Here is a 22,912-nt window from a genome sequence, read left to right on the forward strand (position 1 = left end):
CAGACTGAAAATTCCAATCTAGAAGGAAATACGACAATGGCCACAGCATCGGATATCGTGAAACAGATCAAGGATGAGAAAATCGAATGGGTCGATGTCCGCTTTACTGATCCCAAGGGCAAGTGGCAGCATCTTTCCATGCATGCGGTCGCCATTGACGAGGACGCTCTGGAAGAAGGCCTGATGTTCGACGGGTCTTCGATCGAAGGCTGGAAGACAATTAACGAATCCGACATGATCCTGAAGCCCGATCTGGAATCGGTCTATATCGATCCGTTTTCGGCAACACCGATGATGGTCATCTTCTGCGACATCGTCGAGCCTTCCGACGGTTCGCTTTACGGCCGCGATCCGCGTTCCACCGCAAAGCGTGCTGAAGCCTATCTCAAATCCACCGGTATCGGTGACACGATGTATGTCGGTCCTGAACCAGAATTCTTCATGTTCGACGACGTGCGCTTTTATGATGGCTACACCGGTTCGGGCTTTGAACTTGACGATATCGAACTGCCGGATAATTCTTCCAAGAGCTATGAAGGTGGCAATATGGGGCACCGCCCGCGTGCCAAGGGGGGCTATTTTCCCGTTGCCCCGGTCGATAGCTGCATGGATATCCGTGCCGAGATGGTTTCCACCATGCTCGAAATGGGCTTGCCGATGGACAAGCAGCACCACGAAGTGGCTGCAGCGCAGCACGAATTGGGCATCACTTTCGGCAAGCTGGTGGAAACAGCGGATCGTGTGCAGATCTACAAATATGTCGTGCACCAGATTGCGCATGCCTATGGCAAAACGGCTACTTTCATGCCGAAGCCGATCAAGGACGATAACGGTTCGGGGATGCACACCCACATGTCGATCTGGAAGGATGGCCAGAACACCTTCGCTGGTAATGAATATGCCGGGCTTTCGGAAAGCTGCCTGTGGTTCATTGGCGGCGTGATCAAGCATGCCAAGGCCGTCAATGCCTTCACCAACCCCACAACCAATAGCTACAAGCGTCTGGTGCCTGGCTTCGAAGCGCCCGTATTGCTCGCCTATTCGGCGCGCAATCGATCCGCTTCCTGCCGCATTCCCTACGGTGCGGGCGAAAAGGCCAAGCGCGTGGAATTCCGCTTCCCCGATGCGCTGGGCAATCCATATCTGGCCTTCTCCGCCCTGCTGATGGCTGGTCTCGACGGGATTGAAAACAAGATCCATCCGGGTGAATCCTCAGATAAGGATCTCTATGATCTTCCGCCAGAAGAACTGGTCGGCATCCCAACCGTGTGCGGATCGCTGCGCGAAGCGCTCATTGCCCTCGACGAAGATCACGAATTCCTGCTCAAGGGCGGCGTGTTCACAAAAGAGCAGATTGACGCATACGCAAAGCTTAAATGGGAAGACGTCAACCGCTTCGAGCAGACGCCAAGCCCGATCGAATTCGACATGTATTACAGCTCATGACACAAAACGCTGTCCTTGCTTGAATGTACGGCAAGGACGGCAGTCAAATATGAGATCACCAAGGAAGAGCCGCTCGGGAAACCGGGCGGCTCTTTCATTTGTGGTCCTGCTGCAATCCGTGAGAGTGCCGGGTAGTCGATCCTTTCCTACAGAGCGCCTCGGCACCTAGCCGCAGGCATCGAATCAGATCAGAAAAGGACTCACGATGGATCGCAAACCGCTCTTCGATATTATCCGTCGCGCTATTGGCAGGCCCTTCAGCCAGGCCGAGGTTGCGCAAATCGACCAGGCTATCGAATGCGCGCAAGGCAGAGATGATGCGTGCAGCGCACTCAACGACATATCCAGGCCGCGCAGCATCAGCCCGGACGGAATCGCGCTTATTAAGGAGTTGGAAGGCTGCGCCAAAATTCGCAAAGACGGTATGGTAGCAGCCTATCCCGATCCGGGCACTGGCGGCGATCCATGGACCATCGGCTGGGGCGCAACGGGCAAGGGGATTGCCCGCGGCACGCTCTGGACACAGCTGCAATGTGACAAGCGCCTGGAGGCTGATCTCGTGCGCTATGCAATCGATGTGGCGCGCGCACTGGAAGATGCACCCACCAGCCAAAGGCAATTCGATGCGTTGGTCAGCTTTCACTACAATACCGGCGCGATTGGCAGTTCTACGCTCACCCGCAAGCATAAGGCAGGCGATTATGCAGGGGCTGCGCGTGAATTTGGCCGTTGGTGCCATGCAGGCGGTCGCGTGATGAAAGGCCTTGTGCGGCGGAGGGCAGCAGAATCGGCGCTTTATCAACGCGGCTGAAGTGCAAAACCGGCTAAGGAAGTCAGGAACCAGCCGCATATCCCTATCGTTGGACTTTGCAGAGGAGTCTTTACGATGAAATTTCTTGTCGCAGCAGTATCCACATTGGCATTGGCAGCAAGCCCTGCCCTCGCCCAGGGGAACGGCAAAAGTAACGGGAATTCTCGCGGTGATCAGCACTCACAGTCCGAGCGCGGGAATGGAGGCAATGGAAACGCCGAACGTGGCAATCGCGGCAACGGCGCCAACCGCCAGGCCGAAAATCAGGATGGGAACGTCCAACGCGGCAATGGAAGCGCCCAACGCCAAAGTGCGGATCGCGAAGCACGCGAAAATGTGCAGACCCAGCGCCATAACGGAAGCGATCGGCGCGACATTGACGACAGCGCGCGCAGCAATCGCACCGGCGACAATGGAAACCGCAATGCCAATCGAAACCGTGTACATGACCGCGGCGATGGCGTGAATTTCCGCATTGAAACGCGCCGTGATCGCGGGCTGATCGACAGAGTATTATATCGAGAAACCGGTTTGGCCGACGGATGCCCGCCCGGTCTGGCCAAGAAGCGCAACGGCTGCACCCCACCGGGCCAATTGCGCCAACAAAGCGATCGTTATCAACGCTATTCAACTTATGCGCCTAGCTGGTGGGGTCTGCCCTATGATCGCGGAGATTACTTTTACGACGACGGCTATCTGATGCGTTACGGTAATGATGGCATTGCGGGCTATATTCCACTGCTTGGCGGTGCCTTGTCTATCGGGAATGCATGGCCCGATAATTATGGCTACAGTCGCATGCCGTCCTATTATTCAAGCTATTACGGTTTGGGCGACAATTATCGCTATGCCGATAATGTGGTGTATCGCGTGGATCCGGATACTGCGGCGATAGCTTCGGTTGCGGCGCTGCTGACTGGTGAGGAATTCGCCATCGGGCAGCCTGTGCCAAGTGGGTATGACGTCTACAATGTGCCTTACAGCTATCGTGATGATTATCGTGACGGGCCGGACGCCTACTACCGATACAATGATGGGTATGTTTATCAGGTCGATCCTGAAACGCGCCTTGTTGCAGCCGCAATTGAACTCCTGCTCTGAGGGGGCGCAAATATGATTTCCAAGATATTCGATCGGCCCCTCACTGTATTTTCGGTAAGTTGTCTGCTCGCTCTCTCCGCATGCGGGGATAACGATAGCAAAGAAAACAGAACGCTTGCCGATGGTCCGGGAACGCAAAGCATCGCGGCTCTCATTGCAGGATCTTCAGAGCTTTCATCGGTAGAGGCGCTAATAGAAAACGCAGGTCTGGCCGAAACATTCGACGGCATCGCTGCTTACACGGTATTTGCGCCCAATGATGCGGCGTTAGAGGAATTAGGCGATTCATTTGCAGGGGACGAAGCCCGCCCAGCTCTGGTCGCGATATTACGGGAACATATCGTGCCAGGCTATCTCACCCGTGACGATATCGTTTCTGCCATCGAAAGCAGCGGCGAACCTGTCGAAATGCAGACTATGGGCGCAGGTACGCTGACTTTCAGCTTGAATGAGGGCCAGCTGATTGTGACCACCACTGATGGGGATGCCTCTTCTTCTGTCACTGAAGAGATGCTGGGCGCAAATGGTGTGGTGATCCCTGTCGATAGCGTGCTCAAAGATATTGAGCCCGCCGCCTGACTACCGACAATTCAAGGCAATAAATGGGGAGCGCACCGACCATAGATGCCTCCCCTTTTTTTGCGTCTTATGTTGTATCAGCGGTGATAGTGCCTGCACTAATAATCCCGTCGGACTTCTGCAGCCGCGCTATGTCGGCCAATGGTACTGACAGTCGCGAGCAGGTTGAGCCAGCTGGTAATACGGAACTCTGCATTGCTAGCGCTGTAGCCTGCCCCGTCAGTAATGATCTCAACGTAGAAGCGACGTCCGAGGTTTTTGCCCAGCGCCACCGAGGTTCCACGATCAAGCGCCGCATCGGCGGGCACGATACGCAGCCGATCAAGACCGATGGCATCGCGTAGCTGGTTGATCGGACCGACACCGGATCCGCCACGCAGACTGGCGACAGCAGCCCCCAATTGCAGCGCATCAGTGGCTGAAAGCTGGGTGATTGACCCGCCGAATAGCAAACGAGCGAGCAGTTCTTCTTCGGGCAACGCAGGCACGGAGGAGAATGCGATCTCGGTCTGGCTGGCACTGCCTGTCACATCGACGGTTACCGTCAATGCGTCCACTTCAGTTACCGCCTCGATATCGATCCGGGGATCGAGCGGGACATTGCGATCAAAGAAAATATCGCCTTGTGTGATTTCAAAGCGCACGCCGGCAAAGGAATAGAAGCCCTGCCGCGGAACGATTTCGACCTTGCCATCAAGACGCGGATCGTCAGTGGAACCGCGAATTTGCAGACTATCGGTGCGCCACTCGCTCTCGAGTCCAAGGCCATCCACCATCACCGACCCCGGTGCGCTGACATCGATGAGATAGCGCCATGGAGATGTGCTTGCAGATGACGGCGCTACATCGCCGGGATGATTGATCTCCCGCGTGTCAATTTGCGGCAATTCAGCGATTGCCTCTGAAGTCGTACCCAGCCCCCAGCGCGCTGAGCTGGCTCGCAATCGCCCGGCAATCGTCCCGCCTATTCCATTGGAAACAATCCGCATTGGCCCAGTAACCGTCGCGCCCATATTCGAAAGATCAAGAATTTCTGCATTGCGCGCCGCTAGACGGATATCAATGCCGGGGCCGCGCGATGCGGTGATGCCTGAAAGGTCGATATAACCGCTACCGCTGACTTGTCCGCCATTTTGCGCTGTGCCCGAGAAGCTGGTCAGATTGAACCGCCCACCCTCAAAGCGCCCGCGTGCTGAAACGCCGTCAATATCGGTGCCGGTCAGCGCGCTGCGTAGCCGCAAGGCATCTCCTGAAAGAGAGCCTTGCAGACGCGGATCGCCAAGGGACCCCCGTACGTCCGCAGCCACAACGACATCGCCCGTCAGATCAATCAGGTCGATAGCCGCGAGGCGCCAAAGTGCGGCCGCTGAACCGGTGAAGCGAAGCTGGGCAAACAGGTCACCCGCATAAAGTCGTTTGGCCAGATTACCGCCACGTGGCAGATTGGTAATCCTGCCTTGTAATCGACCATCCGCCCTGCCCTCATCGGAAATGACCGCTCGGAACTGCGCAAGTGTTTCGGAAAGTTCCGCCACCAATGCGATGTCCATCGGCTGCGACGTCAACAATGCGCTCGCTCGCGTAAGATCAGACACGAGAAGGCGCGCTTCGCCCGTGGGCAGACCATTCGCCCCCGCTGCAAACTCTACCACACCCGAAATCGTGCCACCCATACCCAGCTCGCCCATCGCCACGTCAGCAAGGCTCAGCGGTAAATCGGATAGAGCAAGGCGACCCTGCATCGGCTGGTTTCCGCCGAATTGACCGCTCGCGATCAAGAAGCCATCACCGAAGGACAATTGCGACCGCTGCAATTCCCAGCCATCATCAGCACTACGCGTCAGCACTGCACGACGTGGCATGGAAATATCGCGACCGGCGTAAGCACCATCGACCGCCACTGCGATCCTGTCAGGAGAAGCGGTGCCATTCACCATCATTTCGAACCGGCTGCCCCGTCGCCCGGTCAACGCCGCGTCGAAATGGCCGGTGCCATTGTCAAGTTCAGCCCGTGCAGCCAGCCTGCCGATGAAGATATCGCCATAGGACAGACCCTGCAGGCTGGCATTTCCTGATATGGTCGCGTTGCCTTCCGCAATCAGACCGGTGGCATCGATTGTGCCGCGGTTGATGAGCAAGGCCGTGTCCCCGCCGAAACGCGCGTTTCGTGCCGACAGATCTATATCGAACCCCTGCCCACCATCGCGCAGCGCCAGCTTAATTGTGCCATCAATACCGCCGCGTGACAGGTCCAGATCACCCGCCACGCCGCCACTCTGCAATTGCAGGACACCGGCGATGCGCGTTTCGGAAACGTCCAGCCGTGAAATATCTAAGGAAGTATCGCCGTTCTCCGCGATGTTGAGGAAAAGCAGACCATCAAAGGCACCGAGCATGGAGCCACCGCTGGTTTCGATTTCAAAACCGTCATCCGTTGGCGCCAATGTCACGCGCACATTGGAAAGCCCCGCAGATGGCAGTGGATCGGCAAATACCAGCGTGGCGCGCGGACCATCGTCTGAGATTGTCGCTTCTACGGTGAAGGGGCCGTAATCGGCTTGCCTGCCTGCTCCCGCGATCGTGGTGGTGCCATTTTCCACCTGTCCATCCAGCTTGGCGGTCAATTTGCTGGCATTGATGCGAAAATCATTGAAAGCGATGGGTACACCCGATCCCAGCCCGATCCCGCCGCCAAATCGGATATTATTGCCGGCAAGATTTACCAGCGTCGAATTGGTAACCTGACTGATCCGTCCATCCACATCGGCATTGAGACGCCAGGGATTGCCGCCCCCAAATGCCACGTTGATCTGCGCTCCTGCGTCGACCACGCCGATACCGTCGAACGCAAGATCAGCAATGGTGACAGGGCCATTTATCTGCGTCAGCCCGCTGTCGAAATTGCTGTTGAGGCCCAGTACAGCCTGCAAGCCCTGAAACTCCAACGCCAGATCATCTGACAGAAGCTCGTTTCCGGCGTAAACTAGCGTGCCCCCCAACGTGCCATTGACGAGCCGTGGATCGACCAGTTCATTCCCGCTGACGATTCGCGCAATTGAGCCGTTCAAAGGCAAGGTGAAACGCGTGCCATCATAGGTCAGCGTTCCGCGCTGGACGACATCGGTCAGCACGGTTCCGGCGGCATCTATCTGGGCCACGCGTATCTGATGTGGAACTGAAAGATCGCGGAATGGACCGTCCAGGGTCGCCTCGATCCCGGCTCCTTCCAACGCGATGTCTTCTGCAAAAAGCGTCGGGTCGAGCAATTGGGCAGCCAGCACCACGTTGACGAAGACGTTGTCGGCCAGATTGATCGCGCCTTGTCCGTCGGCGTTAAGGCCGCTCGCACGCAAGATGAAATCGCCCTCCAGCACGCTGTCTTCCAGTGTGCCCGAAGCTGTCAGCATGACGGTTTCACCCAGCGCACGGGCCGCCATCCCCTCTACATAGCCATTGGGCCGCGCACGTCCGACGATGCGATATTGCCCTGCCTCATTGTAAATATCAAAGTCGAGCAGGTCCTCGCCACCTTGAACCGCATCCAGTTCACCTTCCCAAGCTGACCATGTTCCATCGCCTTTCAACTGGACCGCAAGATCATCCTGCGCGCCCACCATGGCGGCAAGGAAACCGCCTTTCGGGGCCTGCCAATCAAGATCGAGATCGAAGCGGTCGCCATCGGGTTCGGCATGGACAAGCGCGGTAAACACGTCTCCTCCGCCAAATTCGCCATCCGTATCGAGATAGACCAGCCCTTCGCGAATGTCCGCCTCGGCAGCGAAATCGATAGTCCTTTCCTCTCCCAGCAACCCTTCAGCCACGGTGAAACTGCTGATGGCAAAACGATCTATCCTGATATCGAAATCAGGGAGTATCGGCGCATCGGGATCACCCGGTATCAGATCAGGCGCGGTGTAAAGTGTTCCATCCGTCAAAACGAGGTGGCGGACATCCAGCCCGCTCGTGAACCATTTGAGCGGTCGCCAATTGAGATCGATAGTCGGAACTTCGAGGAACAGCGTGCCATTGGCGTCGCGGAACCGCACATCATGCAGGGTCGAGCTCCACAAAACAGATCCGTCAATATCGCCTACCTCGACTGTCAGACCCGATGCAGGGGCAACCTGCGCGATTTGATCGATAATGAATTGTCGGCCCGGCGGAGAGTGAAGGAAGGCGATAAACAGGAACAGGATCGAGACGAGCGCGATAAATGCCCAACTGATGACCTTAAAAGGAAGCGAGACAAAGCGCCGCCTGCTTTTGCGCGGCGAGGAATCCTCCACTGCCGCATCTTCATCCGCCAAAGTCTCATCAGCCATCAGAAAGCCTGACCCAGCGCGACATAGACCGCTATCCAATTATCATTTGGCCCGGGATTTATTGGCACGGCCACGTCCAGCCGCAGCGGACCAAACCCTGTGGCGTAGCGCAGGCCCAGGCCGGCGCCGAATTTGATCGAGCTGAAATCAGGAATGTCGTCCTCGCCCACCGATCCCGCGTCAACAAATGGGACGACGCTGACCGCGCCGTCCATCAGGCCGGTGCCGATGCGCGCTTCCAGTGAGAATTCCACCAGGCTTCGTCCACCGATGGGGTCGCCCATATCGCTGAGGGGTCCGATTTCCTGATAACCATAGCCGCGTACCGATCCGCCACCACCGGCATACAGCCTGCGCGATGGTGCGATGTTCCCGACCTGCGTGCCCGGAATGCTTGCCAGCCGCACGCGGCCCGCCAAGACGTTCCTCTCCCCAATGCTCTGATAGTAGGAAGCATCAATCTGGCTACGCAGATAGAAGCTTTGCACGCTGTTGTTATCCGACACCTCTGGCGAAAGGCGACCGGACAGACGCCAGCCTTCGGTCGGGTCGAGCAGATCGTCCGAGTTATCGAGGCTTGCATATAGCGGTAGCGCGGCGACGAAATAGGTTTCGCGCGGCAGAAAAACGCCATTAGCGTCCACCTCCCTTTCCTCCGTTGCTACCAGCTCAACCCCGACAGACCAGCTGAAGGCTTTCTGGAACAGGAGCGTGCTGACACGCTCATATGTGCTGACCAAAGAGACGGCGCGCGCATCATAGGCGCTGTAATCGATTGTGCTGGCGAAGGCATCGACCGTCAGGATCCTGTCTCGACCGTGGAAATTGCTTTTCTGAAAAGTCACGCCGGCAAGCTGTTCCTGCGTTCCCAGAATGCCGCGAAGACGCAACAGCCCTTCAGGTGGGAAGAGGTTGCGGTGTTCCCACATCGCTTCCAATCGAATGCCTTCTTCGGTGCCGTAACCGATGCTGCCTCCAATGCTGCGCAGTGGTGCGGCAGTCAAAGAAGCGGCGATATCGACCGTGCCCGGCCGATCGCCCTGCGGCTCTTCCACCACTACGGGAGTAAGGGTGACTGAACCGACAATGCCAGTGGAAAGAATGGCTCGGCGTAGATCCATTTCATCGCTGCGTTGATAAAGATCGCCTTCGTCCCAGCGAGCGATGCGGGTCAAATGACGGCTCGACAGGAAATCTGGTGAGTCACTTCTCACCACACGCATGACATATCGCCCACCCGGCTCCACCGGCATGGTGAGATCACCTTCGCGACGATCATGATCGATCAACAGATCAGGGTCTTCAATGGCCGCAAAGGGGAAACCTGCTTCGCCCAGTGCAATATCGAGATCGGCACGCTCCTGCGTAATCATATCGAGCGAAATGTAATCGCCTGGATAAATCTCAAACACTGCACGCAGCTCTTCAAAAGCATTCCCGCCCGTGCCCAGATTGCCAAGGTCGACCGCACCAAAACGATAGCGAACGCCGGGGATGATATCGAACCGGGCCGCTGGCACGTCGAGCTCGACATCGGCGCTTTCTTCCACATTGCCTACGCTGCGGATGACTTGTGCGTCATAATAGCCGTAAACGCGCAGCATCTCATGAAGCAGTTCCTCATCACCGCGCGCCTGCACGGCGAGACGGGCGAGGTTGTCGTCATCCTCCAACTCGGCAATGGTCGAAAGCGATTTGAAACGGTCGAGGAATTCGTCACGCTCGGGAAACAACGAATTGTCCGTTGGGAAGACAAGAACCAGTTCATCCGAAATCCGTTCTTCGCTGCCTGCGGGCACCTCCGGAATTTCTTCTTCGAATGTCGCAAATTCAATCGGCTCTTCCGCTTCGAGCGGATCGAGCTGAGGCAGATCAACCTCGTCAGGCCAGGCGATTGTAACGCTCGGCATATCAGCCAGCGGTGCTTCTGCATCCAGCGGAAGCGGTGCGTCCTCTTGCGCTGCAGCTCCGGCGCTGACGCCCTGCTCCGCCCAGTTTTCAGGATCATCCACCGCAGAATCCGGGATGAGATCCTTCAGTTCAGGTGCGTCCTGCTTGGCTTGCGCAATAATCGGGGTAGTCCACATCGCCAAAACCAATGCGATTGCAGTGGCGGCCCCATTCAAGGGTTTCAGCTTGGGAAAGAGATCAGACCAGCTTGTATTCGCGCTGGAGGCCAGGCGTATTGTCTTTGGAACCGCCATCTGTGGCAGGTTTTCTATCACCATCCCCGGATGTGACGCGATTGACGAGCGCCTGTTGCTCGTCTTCGGAAATGCGGCGCCAACCGTCGGGCCCCAACTGCTCCAACGGGCGAAAGCGCACTTTATATTGCATACGCTCGGACCCTTCGACCCAATAGCCGAGGTAGACGAATGGCAGGTCATCGATCGCGGCGCGCCGAATGTGGTCAAGAATGACGTAAGTGCCAAGCCCGCTGCGATCCTCGTGTTCCGGGTCATAGAAACTGTAAATCATCGACAACCCGTCGCCCTGCCGATCCATGAGGCAAGCAGCAACAAGACGGCCAGTACCTCCATCGGAGCTTGGCTCCCGATATTCAACTAAAAAGCTGGAAACACTGGTATGTTCTACCATGTCGGCATAGTCCACCTCGTCCATCGCGGCCATGCCACCGCCGGGATGACGCTGCTCAAGATAGCGCTGCAACAGGGCAAACTGTTCAGGCGTTGCCCAGGGGCGACATTCGGTAGAAACAAGGTCCGAATTGCGCTTCAGATTGCGCTTCTGCGAGGTCGACGCACGAAATTCGAGCGCCGCCACACGGACAGAGACACAGGCACGGCAATCCACGCAGGACGGGCGATAGGCCACCGTCTGACTGCGGCGAAAACCGATCCGGCCCAGCGCATCATTCAGTTGTTCGGCATGCGAGCCCTTGAGTTCGGTGAATACCTTGCGTTCCGTTTTGCCCGCCAGATATGGGCACGGCGCTGGGCTCGTTACGAAAAAGCGGGGGAAGCGTACCGGAGCCGTCACGTTTTTGGCGGACCTCTCTACAGTTGTGATTATACCCCAAGCGCCCGAATGCACATGGTACTGAATCCTTTTGCATGGGGGATTCGTTGTGAGAACCATGTTAACCACAAATCGCCTGCTGTGCAGACTTATTTTCCACAGGCAGCCGACATCCGTCCGCATGCGCCCCGTGTTGGGTCAGTTTAGCTCGACTTGGCTGACCTTGTAACCCTTCTGGGTAAGCGCCTGCACGAGGGCCTCGAGCTGCTGGCGGTCGCGCGCTTCACATTCAATGTCTGTCACAAGGCCCTTTGCTGGGAGATTGGTGAAAATGCGCTGGTGGTAAATCTCTATGATATTGACATTATGTGCGTCAAATTCACGCATAACCTTGAACAGGGCACCGGGGCGATCCTGCAGGGTAATCTGTAAGCGGGCCAGGCGGCCGGAGCGGGCGAGATCGCGTAGCAGGACATTAGCCAGGAGGCGGGTATCAATATTGCCGCCGCACAGTACCAGTCCGATTTTCTTTCCGGCGAAACGTTCAGGGTTTGAAAGAATTGCCGCAAGCCCTGCCGAACCTGCGCCTTCGACAACGGTCTTTTCGATCTGCAGCAACATGCTGACCGCTTTTTCAAGATGCGGTTCATCCACCAGTACGATATCGTCCACCAGCCGATCGATCACGCTTTGCGTAAATGTGCCTGGCTCCTTCACCGCGATCCCTTCCGCCAGTGTATCCCCGCCGCTGGGCAGGTCTTCATGCTTGAAGGCATTATAGGAAGATGGGAACAGCTTCGCTTCGACCCCGATCACTTCAACAGGCGGCTGGCGATCCTTTGCCACGGTCGACATGCCCGAAATCAGCCCGCCCCCCCCAATTGGCACGACAATGCAATCCACATCAGGCGCGTCCTCGAACATTTCCAGTGCCACCGTTCCTGCGCCCGCGGCAACATGTGGATCGTCAAACGGATGAACGAAGGTCAGACCAAGCTCTTTTTCCAGGGTCCGCGCATGCGCATAGGCTTCATCGAAGGTCTCCCCCTCCAACAGTACCTTGCCGCCCACTGATTCGGTCTGCATCACCTTCACCGTGGGTGTGGTGCGCGGCATCACGATGGTCACGGGCACACCCAGCCGCGTGCCATGGTATGAAAGCCCCTGCGAATGATTGCCTGCCGATGCCGCGATAACGCCACGCTGGCGCTGTTCGTCAGTCAATTGCAGCAATGCATTCAACGCGCCCCGCTCTTTATATGCAGCAGTGAATTGCTGATTTTCAAACTTCAGCCAAATCTGCGCGCCGGTAATGCTGGAAAGCGTCTGGGAATGCAGTGTGGGCGTCCGCACAATCGCACCGTCGATGCGCTGCGCTGCTGCCTTGATATTGGCCAGTGTCAATTTCGCTTCTGTCATGGGGTCCAGCGCCTAGCCAGATTGTGATGCGAGGGGAATAGCTCGCACGCATTGTGCTAAGAAAGATTGCCCTTCGTGAAGCATGATGGAGGGCACATGTGGCAGACATTCGCCCGAGAAACATTGTCTTATCGCGCGCGCTAAGGCAGTGCTGGCGGGTATGAGCACAATCGCATTCTTGGGCCTTGGCGTGATGGGCGCGCCAATGGCCGGCCACATCGCCCGTGCCGGCTATAATGTTATCGGATATAACCGCACCGCATCGCGAGCCGAGGCCTGGCAGGCCAAGCTGGCTGATGAAAGGCTGGACATTGCCATCGCGCCGACCCCGGCAGAGGCGGTAAAGGATGCCGACACCGTCCTCACCTGCCTTGGCAATGACGATGATCTGGCCTCCATCGTTCTTGGCGATACCGGCGTGCTTGCAGCCATGCGTGGTCGAGCGACTTTTATTGATCATACCACCGTCTCCCCCGCCATTGCGCGTCAGGTAGCGCAGGAATGCAGCGCGCGCGGGCTGCTGGCAGTGGATGCGCCGGTATCTGGTGGAGAGGCCGGAGCGCAAAATGGCAAGCTGGCGATCATGTGTGGCGGATCGGCTGACGCAATGGCCGCAGCGACACCCATTATGGAAGCCTATGCCTTGCGCATCGTCCATATCGGCGATGCCGGGGCCGGTCAGGCGTGCAAGGCGGTCAATCAGGTGTGCATTGCGGGCGTGCTGGCGGGCCTGTCTGAAGGTGTGCGGCTGGCGCAGGCAAGCGGCGTTGATACCGACAAGGTGCTGGAAGCTCTTTCGGGGGGAGCGGCACAAAGCTGGCAGATGGAAAACCGCTGGCAGACCATGGTGCGCGGCGAGTTTGATTTCGGGTTTGCGATAGATTGGATGCGCAAGGATATCGCCATCGCATTGGGCGAGGCAAAGGCGGAAGGCGTGTCGCTGCCCGTCGCCGCGCTCGTCGATCAATTCTATGCGCAGGTGCAGGCTGCTGGCGGTTCGCGGCAGGATACCAGCGCCCTCATCCGACATCTCCCGGAGATAAAATAATGCTGACCCGTTTTGCAGCCGCAATGGCGCTGCTGTGCCTTTCCACACCGGCACTGGCTGATACCTGGATCGACAATGTCGATGGTATCTCCGTCGCACGCGATGGCTCTGTCTCGCGCTTTGCCGGATTGGTGGTGGACGAGGATGGACGCATTACCGAGCTGCTGTCTGCGGATGACAGGCCAACGCGTCAGATCGATTACCGCGTCGACGGCAATGGCCGCGTGATGGCTCCCGGCTTTATTGATGCGCATGCCCATCTCATGGGACTGGGCCTTGGGACGCTGGTGCTAGACCTGTCGGAGACGCGATCTCTGGAAGAGGCGCTTAGCAGTATCGCCGCCTATCGCGCGGCCTATCCCGACAGACCGTGGATCGTTGGCCATGGGTGGAATCAGGAACGTTGGGGTTTGGGCCGCTTCCCAACCGCTGCCGATCTCGACGCGGTGGTCTCGGATCGCCCCGTCTGGCTCAGCCGCGTGGATGGGCATGCCGGTTGGGCTAATTCCATGGCGCTTCAAGCGGGGAATGTCTCCGCACGAACCGCGGATCCAGCTGGCGGTCGTATTGAACGATTGTCTGACAGCGATGCGCCATCGGGTGTGCTGGTTGATAAAGCCATGTCCATCATTGAAAACCGCATCCCCCCACCGCTTCCCGAAGACCGCGATCTCGCGCTCTACAATGCACAGCAAATGCTGATCAGCCACGGCATTACCGGCATGGCCGACATGGGCACCACGCCCCAGGACTGGATGACAATCCGTCGGGCAGGCGATGCCGGATGGTTGCAGATCCGTATCATGGCCTATGCCGATTCAATCGACACAATGCTGTTGATTGGTGGCCCGGGGCCGACGCGCTGGCTTTATGATGATCGTTTGCGCCTGAATGGCGTGAAGATTTACCTCGACGGGGCATTGGGGTCGCGCGGTGCTTTGCTCAAGCAGCCCTATGCCGATGATCCGCAAAACCGCGGTCTGGCTTTGACCAGCGGAACGCAGCTGCGCAATATGATGAGCCGTGCCGCGCTCGATAATTTCCAGGTCGCCATCCACGCCATCGGTGACGCCGCCAATGCCGACGCGCTGAATGCTATTGATCAATTGTCCGCCGATTACGGCGGCGACCGGCGCTGGCGGATCGAGCACGCGCAAATCGTCAATCCGGCGGACCTGGCTATGTTCGGGCAGCACGGCATTATTGCCAGCATGCAGCCTGTCCACCAGACCAGCGACCGGGTGATGGCCGAAGCGCGGCTTGGAGAGGAGCGGCTGGATGGTGCCTATGCGTGGCGCACAATCCTCGCACACGGTGGCATTCTGGCTTTTGGCACCGATGCACCGGTCGAAAAAGTCGACCCAATGGCAGGGCTTGCGACTGCCATCAGCCGCACAGATGCGGCGGGGGAGCCATTTGGCGGCTGGCATCCGGGTGAAACCGTGTCCCGCGAACAGGCATTGGCGGCCTATACCGCGAACGCTGCCTATGCAGGCTTTGCCGAAGGACGCTTCGGGCGTCTGACACCGGGGGAGCGTGCTGACTTCGTGTTTCTTTCCGCCGATCCTCTCCTGTCCGGACCTGAAGAGATACGTAATATCCGCGTGCTCGAAACATGGATTGCGGGGCGGAAAGTTTTCGACGCCAATATTGCAAATCCCCTGATCGATGCACCAGATAGCGATATGCAGTCAGGCCGCTGAGGCTTGATTTTATTCCGCGGCGTCCTCTGCGGCCGTTGCTTCAGCGTCGGGTTTTTCTTGCCCGTCCACTTCTACAGCGGCTTCCTTGGCGCGTAGTTTGGCTGCCTTACGCTCGCTAAGATGCATCAACACCAATGATCCCTCAAACAGCAGGATCAATGGCCCGGCGAGCATGACCTGCGAGACGACATCGGGCGGCGTAATCAGCGCTGAAACAGCAAATACCGCCACGATTACATAGCGGCGAGCCGCCACCAGCTGGCTGCGCGTCACCAATCCTGCGCGGTTGAGCAGCATCAGGAGCACCGGCAGCAGGAAGCTCACGCCAAAGGCGAGGATGAAACGCATCACCAGATCGAGATAATCCCCCATGGCGGGCAGCGCCTGCGCCTGCAATCCCCCAGCTTCCCCCTGAAAGCCAAGAAACCATGTGAAGGCGAGCGGCATGACCACGAAGTACGCCAGAGACCCGCCCATGATGAACAGCACTGGTGTCGCGATCAGGAACGGCAAGAAAGCCTTCTTCTCGCGGGCGTAAAGTCCCGGCGCAACAAAGGACCATAACTGGTTGGCGATAATGGGGAATGCCACAAAGAAGGCGGCAAAAAGCGCGACCTTTATTTCAACGAAAAAGGCTTCGTACAGGCGCGTGTAGATAAGTTGCCCCTGCCCTTCGGGAAAGGCATGTGTCAGGGGCACGACAAGAAATCCGAAAATCGTATCCGCAAAGTAGAAACACACGGCAAATGCCACGATAAGCGCCAGCACCGCCTTGACCAGTCGCCCGCGCAATTCAATCAGGTGATCGAGCAGCGGAGCCTGTGAATCATCCAGATCGTTCAGCTTGAATGCCATCGTCTATGCCTTTGATCCCGCGTCCGGATCGCGCGCGGCACTTTCGGCAGAAGATGCATCACCGGCGCTATCTGTAGAAGCAGGTTCTTCGCTATGCTGGGCCGCCGCTGCACGCTCCTTTGCAGCGATACGCTCCAGTTCCTCGCGCTTTTCAGGTGAAATCGTATGCGGATAAGGAGATGGCGGATAAGCGCCCGTAGGCTCCATCTCGACTGGCGCGCCATCCGGATGTTCGCGCATGATCTTTTCGTTTTGCGCTTTCCACTTCTTCTCCATCTCCTCCATTTCGGCTTCGCGGACGATGCCATCGAAACCGGCACGAAATTGCGCGGAAAGCTTGCGCAGCTTGCCGACCCAGCGCCCCACCGTGCGCAGCGCAAGCGGCATGTCCTTGGGTCCGATCACAAGGATCGCCACGATTGCAATGAGGAGCAATTCGGTTGCGCCAATATCAAACATGGGGCCGGCGCTCGCGTTGGAGAATTAGGAAGCGGATTTGTCGCCCGGGGCCGGCGTTTCGACCTTTTCGGCCTTGGCTCCGGAGCCGGCAGACGTGCCATTGCTGGTGGTTCCAGCCTGTGGCGATTGCGTCTCTATCCGCGGCTTCGGTTCCGAAGGAGTGTTGTTTTCTTCGGTCATGCCCTTTTTGAAGCTGCTGATACCTTTGCCGAAATCACCCATCATTTCCGAGATACGTCCGCGTCCGAACAGGACGAGCACGACAATCGCGACTATCAGAATCTGCCAAATACCCGGCTGCATGAGAATTTCCTTGTGGTAAACTTACCTTGCCAATCTAGGCATCTTTGTCGCGACTTTCCAGCATTGCCGCATAACCGCCCGATTCATCGTCCGACTGATCTACTTCATCTGCATCGTTATCGCCATCGACATTCGCTTCAGCGGCAAGCTGTTCTTCCTTTTGTGCCACCAGATCTTCATAGCTGGCATCAACCGGATCGAGCAGGCCCGCAGCCTTCAATTCATCCAGTCCCGGCAGATCCTTGCGCGATTCAAGTCCAAAGTGACCGAGAAATTCAGGTGTGGTCGCATAAATTACCGGGCGTCCGGGCACATCGCGCCGCCCCGCGACGCGCACCCAACCCGCTTCCATCAGCACGTCCAGAGTGCCGGCGCTAGTCTGCACACCGCGTATCGCCTCTATTTCGGCCCTGCTCACCGGCTCGTGATAGGCGATGATCGCAAGCACTTCTGTGGCGGCGCGGCTCAATCGGCGGACCTGTTCCTTTTCCTGGCGCAGTAAATGCGCAAGATCGGGTGCGGTCTGGAATTGCCAGCGTTTTCCCCTTTCCACCAGCACCACGCCGCGTCCGTCATACAATGCCTGCAATTGCTCCAGTGCGTCGCGCACATCGGCATCGCCAAGATGTGCGCTGATCTGTTCACACGTCATCGCTTCTTCGGCGGCAAAAAGGCAAGCCTCCACGGCGCGAGCAAGATCAGACGGTGGCGACGTCACGTGCTTACCCTGCGCAGATGCAAAGGTCCGAAAATTGCCTCCTGCCGCAATTCTGCCTTGCCGGTGCGCGCAAGCTCCAGCGCGGCGACAAAGCTGGATGCCAAGGCGGAGCGTTTCAGCTGCGGCTCGGCATCCCCGGGTAGGAAACTACGGATTTCCATCCAGTCGACACTTACGCCGAGCATCGCTGATACTCGGTCCAGCGCAGAATCGAGTGTCATTACGGGGCGATCCGCCACCATGTGCACGACAGGTTCGGTTCGCAATTTGACCTGCCCATAGCCATGAATCAGCTGATACCAGTCACATTGCCACGCATTCTTGCGCAGCACCTTCAATCCCTCTGGATTTCCACGCGCGAAAACATCGCGCCCCAGCCTGTCCCGCGCCATCAAACGCGCGCCTGCTTCGCGCATTGCGCCCAGCCGCTGGAGCCGCAATTGCAGCTTCAGCGCGAGTTCTTCGGGACTGGGGTCTTCCTGCTCATCCTTGGGCAGAAGCAGCGCGGATTTGAGATAGGCGAGCCATGCTGCCATCACCAGGTAATCCGCAGCAATTTCCAGCTTCAGCGCCTCCGCGTGCTCGATATAGGCAATATATTGATCGGTCAGCGCCAGGATGGAGATTGATTTCAAATCCACCTTCTGCCGGCGGGCAAGGTCAAGCAGCAGGTCCAGCGGCCCTTCCCAGACATCGAGTTCAAGGTAGAGCGCATCGGTATCGTCGCTGCCACCCGATGCGATACCGTCCCAATTCTCAGCCTGCGGGCCATCCTGTTCCACCGCATCGAAAAGCATGCCCTCTTCGACAGGATGGTTCATGGCGCCACCCCGGTAAGACCCAGCAGGCCATTGCGTGTCGCCAGCAATTCTGAACGTGGTGTGCTGTCTGCAGGCTTGCCCACACCCTTTAGTGCGCGATCAAGACGTGCGGCGGCCTTTTCTGTGATGGACGGAAGCGCCTCTACCGTTCCCCGCATATCAGCCAATTTGCCCCAGCAATTGAGAACCAGGTCGCATCCAGCCGCAAGGGCGCGCTTCGAGCGTTCTGGTATCGTGCCTTCAAGCGCCTCCATGTCGATGTCATCGCTGAGCAGAAGACCGTCAAAGCCGATCCTTTGGCGGATGATCTTTTCTATGACGAATTGCGACTGAGTGGCTGGCCGATCCGCATCCCATGCCGTGAAGCGGATGTGCGCCGTCATCGCCATTGGCGCGTCGGTCAATTTCGCGAATGGCGCAATATCAATGGCAAGCTCCGCCTCGGTCGCATTGACGATCGGCAGGTCCTTGTGGCTATCCACCGTTGCCCGACCGTGGCCGGGCATGTGCTTGACGCAACCCGCCACACCGCCACGTGCCAACCCATCCAGCACAGCTCTGCCCAGAGCCGCGACCTGCATCGGCTCATGCCCCAGCGCGCGGTCGCCAATCACATCATGCGCACCTTCGACGGTGACATCGAGCAATGGCAGATAATCGACCGTTATTCCCACTTCCTGCAAATCGAGCGCCAGCAATTGCGCATTGGCGCGGGCCGCCTCAATCGCGCTGGCGGGTGCGACATTATAAAGCTTGGCGAATTGTCCCTGCGGCGGATAGGCATCCCATTGCGGCGGCTTCATACGCGCAACGCGGCCACCTTCCTGATCAATCGAGATAAGCAGCTTCTCGCGGCCCTGGATCGCACGCAATTCATTGGTCAAAGCGCGCACTTGCGCCCTGTCCTCAATGTTGCGACCAAACAGGATATAGCCCGCTGGATCGGCATCCTTGAAGAATGCGCGCTCGTCTGCGGTCAGGGCCAGGCCGGACAGGCTGAAAATTGCGGGTGTCATAGCGCTATTTACGCCTGAAACCTCCTCTTTACGCAAGGATTTCTCCGCAGGACGTGGGGGAAAAGCGCGTCCCTAGCGGATATAGCATGCCCCACCGGCGTTACGGATGGCGCGGCAGGTGGCATCGGCGCTGGCGCGATCCCCTGCGATCACCTGCAATCGATATACCGTTGATCCGCTCACATCGCCTTCAATGATGCGGTGGCGCATGCCCGAAAGCACGCTGTAGCGGGTTGATTCGCTGCTCCATGCCGTCTGGGCATCTGCACGGCTGCCATAGGCGCCGATCTGGACATACACTGCGTTGGCAGTTTCAGCATTTCCGGAATTGCCGCTATCTTCACCTTGCGAGCGATCAATCGATGGACGCGCATCGGATCCACCGCCATCATTACTGGCGATCCGGCCTTCTGTATCCTTGCCTTCAGCCACCTCGAATGCCTGATCACCCGTGCCGGCGACCTCCATCCCACCCGGGTCATCCGGCCGTTGCTTGTAGCTGCCTTCGGGCGCGGCAATCGTGCTGCCGTCCGGGACCACATCAATTGCTGCACGGTCGCGGGTAAACCACCAGATCGCGGAGAGGAGCGAGCCGACCACTAAGAGGCCGATTACGGCGTAACTGACAAGGCGCCAGTCGAAGCTGCCTTCTTCCTCATATTCGTCGGATTCGAGCCAGGGAAGGCTTTCATCTTCATCGGCAAGAACAAGCTGTTCTTCCGCTTCATCGGAAGCTTTCAGTTCTTCACCCAATTCAAGACCATCATCCTCATTACCCGGATAGGCCATCGTCACAACTCCTCGACCGCCTCGACACCCAATAGCGCCAGACCATTACGGAGTACCTGCCCGATTTGGGTAGCGAGGAAAAGCCGCGCTGCCGACATCGCAGGGTCCTGTGTTACAATGAAGCGCTTTAGCGGATCATCATTTCCCAGATTCCAGAAAGCATGAAAAGTCGCAGCCAGATCATAAAGGTAGAAGGCGATACGATGTGGCTCACGCGCGCGGGCAGCGGCCTCGACTTCGCGTGGGAACTGCGCGGCCTGCTTAATCAGGGCCAGATCGTCCTCACCCAGCTTTTCGAGCGCATCGGACGACGCAGAAATGCCTTCCTCCGTCGATTTGCGCAGGATCGAACAAATCCGTGCATGTGCATATTGCACATAAAATACCGGATTTTCTTTTGAAGTTTCAATGACTTTGGAAAAGTCAAAATCCATTTGCGCTTCAGGTTTACGCGTCAGCATGGAGAAGCGCACCACATCCCGGCCAACTTCTTCCACCATGTCTGCAATGGTGACGAAATTGCCGCTGCGCTTGGACATTTTAGCGGGTTCACCATTGCGCAGAAGCTGCACCATCTGCACCAGCTTCACGTCGAAGGGCATTACTGTGCCCTGCCCTTCGGACAGTGCGGCCACAGCAGCCTTGATGCGCTTGACAGTCCCGGCGTGATCCGCGCCCCACACGTCAATCAGCGAGTCGGCTTTTTCTGCCTTCTGCATGTGATATGCGAGATCGGCCCCGAAATAGGTCCATTTCCCGTCAGATTTGCGAATCGGACGGTCCTGATCGTCTCCGAATTTGGTGGATCGGAACAGCGGCAGCTCAACCGCTTCCCAATCTTCGGGCGGTGCCTTGCCCTTTGGCGCTTCGAGCACACCGTCATACACCAGATCGTGTTGACGCAGCCATTCTTCCGCAGCTTCTGGCTTGCCCGCCGCCTGCAGCGCCGCTTCGGAGGCAAAAACATCGTGCTGGATACCCAGCAGCGCGAGGTCCGACCGGATCAATTCCATCATCCGTTCAACCGCAAGGGCACGGAACAGTGCGAGCCATTCGCTCTCCGGTTCTGCCGCGAAGCGATCACCAAATTCATCGGCAGCCGCCTTGCCGACAGGAACAAGATACTGGCCGGGATACAGGCCTTCCGGAATGGTCCCGATATCTTCGCCCAGGGCCTCGCGGTAACGCAGGTGAACCGAGCGGGCGAGCGTATCCACCTGCCCGCCTGCATCGTTGACGTAATATTCGCGCGTCACATCATGCCCGGCAAATTCGAGCAGGCTGGATAGGGCATCACCAACCACTGCGCCCCGGCAATGACCCATATGCATAGGACCGGTCGGGTTGGCGGAAACATATTCCACATTCACGCGATTGCCCGCGCCCATGTCAGACCGGCCATATTGCGCACCAAGCGCAGCGATGGCGCCGATTTCGTCGATCCACACTTTCGGGGCGAGGCGCAAATTGATGAAACCCGGCCCGGCGATGTCAGCGCTCTCGATCAAGGGATCGCGCGCGAGATGTTCGACAATCTTTTCGGCCAGATTGCGCGGATTGGTCTTTGCCGCTTTCGCCAGCACCATCGCGGCATTGGTCGCCAGATCGCCATGCGACGGATCACGCGGCGGTTCCACGCTGACATTGCCGCGCGACGTATCGGGCGGCAACGCGCCTTCGGCTTCCAGCGCGGCGAGAACAGCGTCAATTCTGGCCGCAAAGGCGGCATAAAGTGTTTTCGTTTCGGACATGGGCTGCGCCGTTAGCCTGTTTGGCGAAGCGCGAAAAGCGTCCTTATCGCGCTATTTCACCGCGTGGCGTTGTAGGCGAGCTGGTCTTCACTCAGCTGGAAGCCGATCAGAAGCTCGAAGGTGGCGCGTGCAATCGCCGCGCGCACATCGGGTTCGGACAGCGGATCTACCGCTGCCGACTGATCGCCTGCGCGACGACGACGAGTAATCCGCTGGCGAATATCGTCGGGCAGAGTCGCTGCGGCACGATCGACATAGGCACTGGCAGTCCCACTGGTCCGCGCACGTTCCTGTCCATCCGCGAAGGTCAGCGTAACCGTGCCAACGCGTTTTGCGACCACCGAAGATCCGCCGCGGGTAACGGTTGAAAAATACGGCAACTCCACCGTGCGTGCACCGCTGGTATTGCGACGCATGGCGATCACATCGAACGTAGCGGAAGAATGGACCTGCTCGCCTGTATCATTGCATGTGCTGCGCACATTGGTGATCATCGCGGTCACGTCCAGCGCATCGGCCGTGCGGGCATTTGCAGGCGAAAACAGCGTTATGTCCCCGGTATAGTCAGGCACGCCAACTGCCGGACACACAGAACGCAGGGACGTAATGCCCACCCCTTGGTCGACAACGATTTCGCCATCGGACTTGCACCCAGCAAGCAGGGCGACGGGAGCGACAAGAGCAATCAACGCGGATCGAAACTGCATAAACTTCCTTGAATATGGCAAGAGCGCGGCAAGCAGATACCGCCTCTGAAGGAACTGGCTCCTAGCCCTTTCCCGTGAGCGCGAC

20 protein-coding genes are annotated in these 22,912 nt (G+C 57.9%); 6 read left to right on the forward strand and 14 right to left on the reverse strand.

Annotated elements, in window-relative coordinates:
- The first annotated feature begins 36 nt into the window (after positions 1 to 36).
- Both glnA and CP97_RS12195 read left to right on the forward strand, forming a co-directional pair.
- Positions 37 to 1,446, forward strand: a complete 1,410-nt coding sequence (gene glnA, locus CP97_RS12190) for a type I glutamate--ammonia ligase (RefSeq protein WP_048886177.1) — start codon at positions 37 to 39, stop codon at positions 1,444 to 1,446.
- 205 nt (positions 1,447 to 1,651) lie between these two features.
- A complete protein-coding gene (locus CP97_RS12195; RefSeq protein WP_048886178.1) occupies positions 1,652 to 2,257 on the forward strand; it encodes a lysozyme in 606 nt (201 codons plus the stop codon).
- Positions 2,258 to 2,437: 180 nt separating this feature from the next.
- On the opposite strand, the gene CP97_RS16175 is transcribed toward CP97_RS12195, so the two are convergent.
- Complete coding sequence (locus tag CP97_RS16175) at positions 2,438 to 2,704, reverse strand: hypothetical protein (protein ID WP_149036472.1); 267 nt, start codon at positions 2,702 to 2,704, stop codon at positions 2,438 to 2,440.
- A gap of 15 nt (positions 2,705 to 2,719) precedes the next feature.
- Between CP97_RS16175 and CP97_RS16180 the strand changes: the two genes are divergently transcribed.
- Complete coding sequence (locus CP97_RS16180) at positions 2,720 to 3,358, forward strand: hypothetical protein (RefSeq protein ID WP_149036473.1); 639 nt, start codon at positions 2,720 to 2,722, stop codon at positions 3,356 to 3,358.
- A gap of 12 nt (positions 3,359 to 3,370) precedes the next feature.
- Positions 3,371 to 3,937: a fasciclin domain-containing protein gene (locus tag CP97_RS12205; protein ID WP_048886180.1), complete on the forward strand. Its 567-nt coding sequence runs from the start codon at positions 3,371 to 3,373 to the stop codon at positions 3,935 to 3,937.
- A 98-nt stretch (positions 3,938 to 4,035) separates the two neighbouring features.
- Here the strand turns inward: CP97_RS12205 and CP97_RS12210 are convergent, their stop codons facing one another.
- From CP97_RS12210 to CP97_RS12225, 4 genes are all read right to left on the reverse strand, one after another.
- On the reverse strand, positions 4,036 to 8,259 hold the full coding sequence (locus CP97_RS12210; RefSeq protein WP_048886181.1) for a translocation/assembly module TamB domain-containing protein: 4,224 nt from the start codon (positions 8,257 to 8,259) through the stop codon (positions 4,036 to 4,038).
- Positions 8,259 to 10,346 (reverse strand): autotransporter assembly complex protein TamA, encoded by a 2,088-nt coding sequence (locus tag CP97_RS12215; RefSeq protein WP_048886983.1) that lies wholly within the window; start codon positions 10,344 to 10,346, stop codon positions 8,259 to 8,261. Before CP97_RS12215 ends, CP97_RS12210 begins: the two co-directional genes overlap by 1 nt.
- 61 nt (positions 10,347 to 10,407) lie before the next feature.
- The gene (locus CP97_RS12220; RefSeq protein ID WP_048886182.1) at positions 10,408 to 11,259 is read right to left on the reverse strand and encodes an arginyltransferase; all 852 of its coding nucleotides are present in this window, start codon (positions 11,257 to 11,259) and stop codon (positions 10,408 to 10,410) included.
- Positions 11,260 to 11,436: 177 nt separating this feature from the next.
- Positions 11,437 to 12,657, reverse strand: coding sequence for a threonine ammonia-lyase (locus CP97_RS12225; protein ID WP_048886183.1), 1,221 nt, complete (start codon positions 12,655 to 12,657; stop codon positions 11,437 to 11,439).
- Positions 12,658 to 12,817: 160 nt separating this feature from the next.
- On the opposite strand from CP97_RS12225, the gene CP97_RS12230 reads away from it, so the two are divergent.
- Entirely contained in the window at positions 12,818 to 13,705 is an 888-nt protein-coding gene (locus tag CP97_RS12230; RefSeq protein ID WP_048886984.1) for an NAD(P)-dependent oxidoreductase, read from the forward strand.
- On the forward strand, positions 13,705 to 15,408 hold the full coding sequence (locus tag CP97_RS12235) for an amidohydrolase (protein ID WP_048886184.1): 1,704 nt from the start codon (positions 13,705 to 13,707) through the stop codon (positions 15,406 to 15,408). Before CP97_RS12230 ends, CP97_RS12235 begins: the two co-directional genes overlap by 1 nt.
- 9 nt (positions 15,409 to 15,417) lie before the next feature.
- Here CP97_RS12235 and tatC read toward each other — a convergent pair whose 3' ends face one another.
- The 9 genes from tatC to CP97_RS12280 all read right to left on the reverse strand — a co-directional run bounded on the left by tatC (position 15,418) and on the right by CP97_RS12280 (position 22,827).
- Entirely contained in the window at positions 15,418 to 16,263 is an 846-nt protein-coding gene (gene tatC, locus CP97_RS12240) for a twin-arginine translocase subunit TatC (protein ID WP_048886185.1), read from the reverse strand.
- A gap of 3 nt (positions 16,264 to 16,266) precedes the next feature.
- The gene (gene tatB / locus CP97_RS15970) at positions 16,267 to 16,722 is read right to left on the reverse strand and encodes a Sec-independent protein translocase protein TatB (protein ID WP_082863817.1); all 456 of its coding nucleotides are present in this window, start codon (positions 16,720 to 16,722) and stop codon (positions 16,267 to 16,269) included.
- A gap of 24 nt (positions 16,723 to 16,746) precedes the next feature.
- Entirely contained in the window at positions 16,747 to 17,025 is a 279-nt protein-coding gene (tatA, locus tag CP97_RS12250) for a twin-arginine translocase TatA/TatE family subunit (protein WP_063612434.1), read from the reverse strand.
- Between the two features lie 34 nt (positions 17,026 to 17,059).
- Positions 17,060 to 17,743 (reverse strand): SMC-Scp complex subunit ScpB, encoded by a 684-nt coding sequence (gene scpB / locus CP97_RS12255; protein WP_048886186.1) that lies wholly within the window; start codon positions 17,741 to 17,743, stop codon positions 17,060 to 17,062.
- Positions 17,740 to 18,564: a segregation and condensation protein A gene (locus tag CP97_RS12260; protein ID WP_048886187.1), complete on the reverse strand. Its 825-nt coding sequence runs from the start codon at positions 18,562 to 18,564 to the stop codon at positions 17,740 to 17,742. The genes scpB and CP97_RS12260 overlap by 4 nt, the downstream gene beginning before the upstream one ends.
- Positions 18,561 to 19,580: a beta-N-acetylhexosaminidase gene (gene nagZ, locus CP97_RS12265; RefSeq protein WP_048886188.1), complete on the reverse strand. Its 1,020-nt coding sequence runs from the start codon at positions 19,578 to 19,580 to the stop codon at positions 18,561 to 18,563. The genes CP97_RS12260 and nagZ overlap by 4 nt, the downstream gene beginning before the upstream one ends.
- A gap of 72 nt (positions 19,581 to 19,652) precedes the next feature.
- Positions 19,653 to 20,369, reverse strand: coding sequence for an SPOR domain-containing protein (locus tag CP97_RS12270; RefSeq protein WP_048886189.1), 717 nt, complete (start codon positions 20,367 to 20,369; stop codon positions 19,653 to 19,655).
- Positions 20,370 to 20,371: 2 nt separating this feature from the next.
- The gene (argS, locus tag CP97_RS12275) at positions 20,372 to 22,120 is read right to left on the reverse strand and encodes an arginine--tRNA ligase (RefSeq protein ID WP_048886190.1); all 1,749 of its coding nucleotides are present in this window, start codon (positions 22,118 to 22,120) and stop codon (positions 20,372 to 20,374) included.
- A 56-nt stretch (positions 22,121 to 22,176) separates the two neighbouring features.
- Positions 22,177 to 22,827: a hypothetical protein gene (locus CP97_RS12280; RefSeq protein ID WP_048886191.1), complete on the reverse strand. Its 651-nt coding sequence runs from the start codon at positions 22,825 to 22,827 to the stop codon at positions 22,177 to 22,179.
- Between the last annotated feature and the right edge of the window lie 85 nt (positions 22,828 to 22,912).

The organism is Aurantiacibacter atlanticus, from assembly GCF_001077815.2.
GTDB classification, from domain to species: domain Bacteria; phylum Pseudomonadota; class Alphaproteobacteria; order Sphingomonadales; family Sphingomonadaceae; genus Alteraurantiacibacter; species Alteraurantiacibacter atlanticus.

Bases quoted from the DNA above. Each gene is read 5' to 3' on its own strand.
- glnA (WP_048886177.1), top strand. From the start codon at position 37: ATGGCCACAGCATCGGATATCGTGAAACAGATCAAGGATGAGAAAATC.
- CP97_RS12195 (WP_048886178.1), top strand. From the start codon at position 1,652: ATGGATCGCAAACCGCTCTTCGATATTATCCGTCGCGCTATTGGCAGG.
- CP97_RS16175 (WP_149036472.1), bottom strand. From the start codon at position 2,704: ATGTACACGGTTTCGATTGGCATTGCGGTTTCCATTGTCGCCGGTGCG.
- CP97_RS12205 (WP_048886180.1), top strand. From the start codon at position 3,371: ATGATTTCCAAGATATTCGATCGGCCCCTCACTGTATTTTCGGTAAGT.
- CP97_RS12210 (WP_048886181.1), bottom strand. From the start codon at position 8,259: ATGGCTGATGAGACTTTGGCGGATGAAGATGCGGCAGTGGAGGATTCC.
- CP97_RS12215 (WP_048886983.1), bottom strand. From the start codon at position 10,346: ATGTGGACTACCCCGATTATTGCGCAAGCCAAGCAGGACGCACCTGAA.
- CP97_RS12225 (WP_048886183.1), bottom strand. From the start codon at position 12,657: ATGACAGAAGCGAAATTGACACTGGCCAATATCAAGGCAGCAGCGCAG.
- CP97_RS12230 (WP_048886984.1), top strand. From the start codon at position 12,818: ATGAGCACAATCGCATTCTTGGGCCTTGGCGTGATGGGCGCGCCAATG.
- CP97_RS12235 (WP_048886184.1), top strand. From the start codon at position 13,705: ATGCTGACCCGTTTTGCAGCCGCAATGGCGCTGCTGTGCCTTTCCACA.
- tatC (WP_048886185.1), bottom strand. From the start codon at position 16,263: ATGGCATTCAAGCTGAACGATCTGGATGATTCACAGGCTCCGCTGCTC.
- tatB (WP_082863817.1), bottom strand. From the start codon at position 16,722: ATGTTTGATATTGGCGCAACCGAATTGCTCCTCATTGCAATCGTGGCG.
- tatA (WP_063612434.1), bottom strand. From the start codon at position 17,025: ATGCAGCCGGGTATTTGGCAGATTCTGATAGTCGCGATTGTCGTGCTC.
- CP97_RS12260 (WP_048886187.1), bottom strand. From the start codon at position 18,564: ATGAACCATCCTGTCGAAGAGGGCATGCTTTTCGATGCGGTGGAACAG.
- nagZ (WP_048886188.1), bottom strand. From the start codon at position 19,580: ATGACACCCGCAATTTTCAGCCTGTCCGGCCTGGCCCTGACCGCAGAC.
- CP97_RS12270 (WP_048886189.1), bottom strand. From the start codon at position 20,369: ATGGCCTATCCGGGTAATGAGGATGATGGTCTTGAATTGGGTGAAGAA.
- argS (WP_048886190.1), bottom strand. From the start codon at position 22,120: ATGTCCGAAACGAAAACACTTTATGCCGCCTTTGCGGCCAGAATTGAC.
- CP97_RS12280 (WP_048886191.1), bottom strand. From the start codon at position 22,827: ATGCAGTTTCGATCCGCGTTGATTGCTCTTGTCGCTCCCGTCGCCCTG.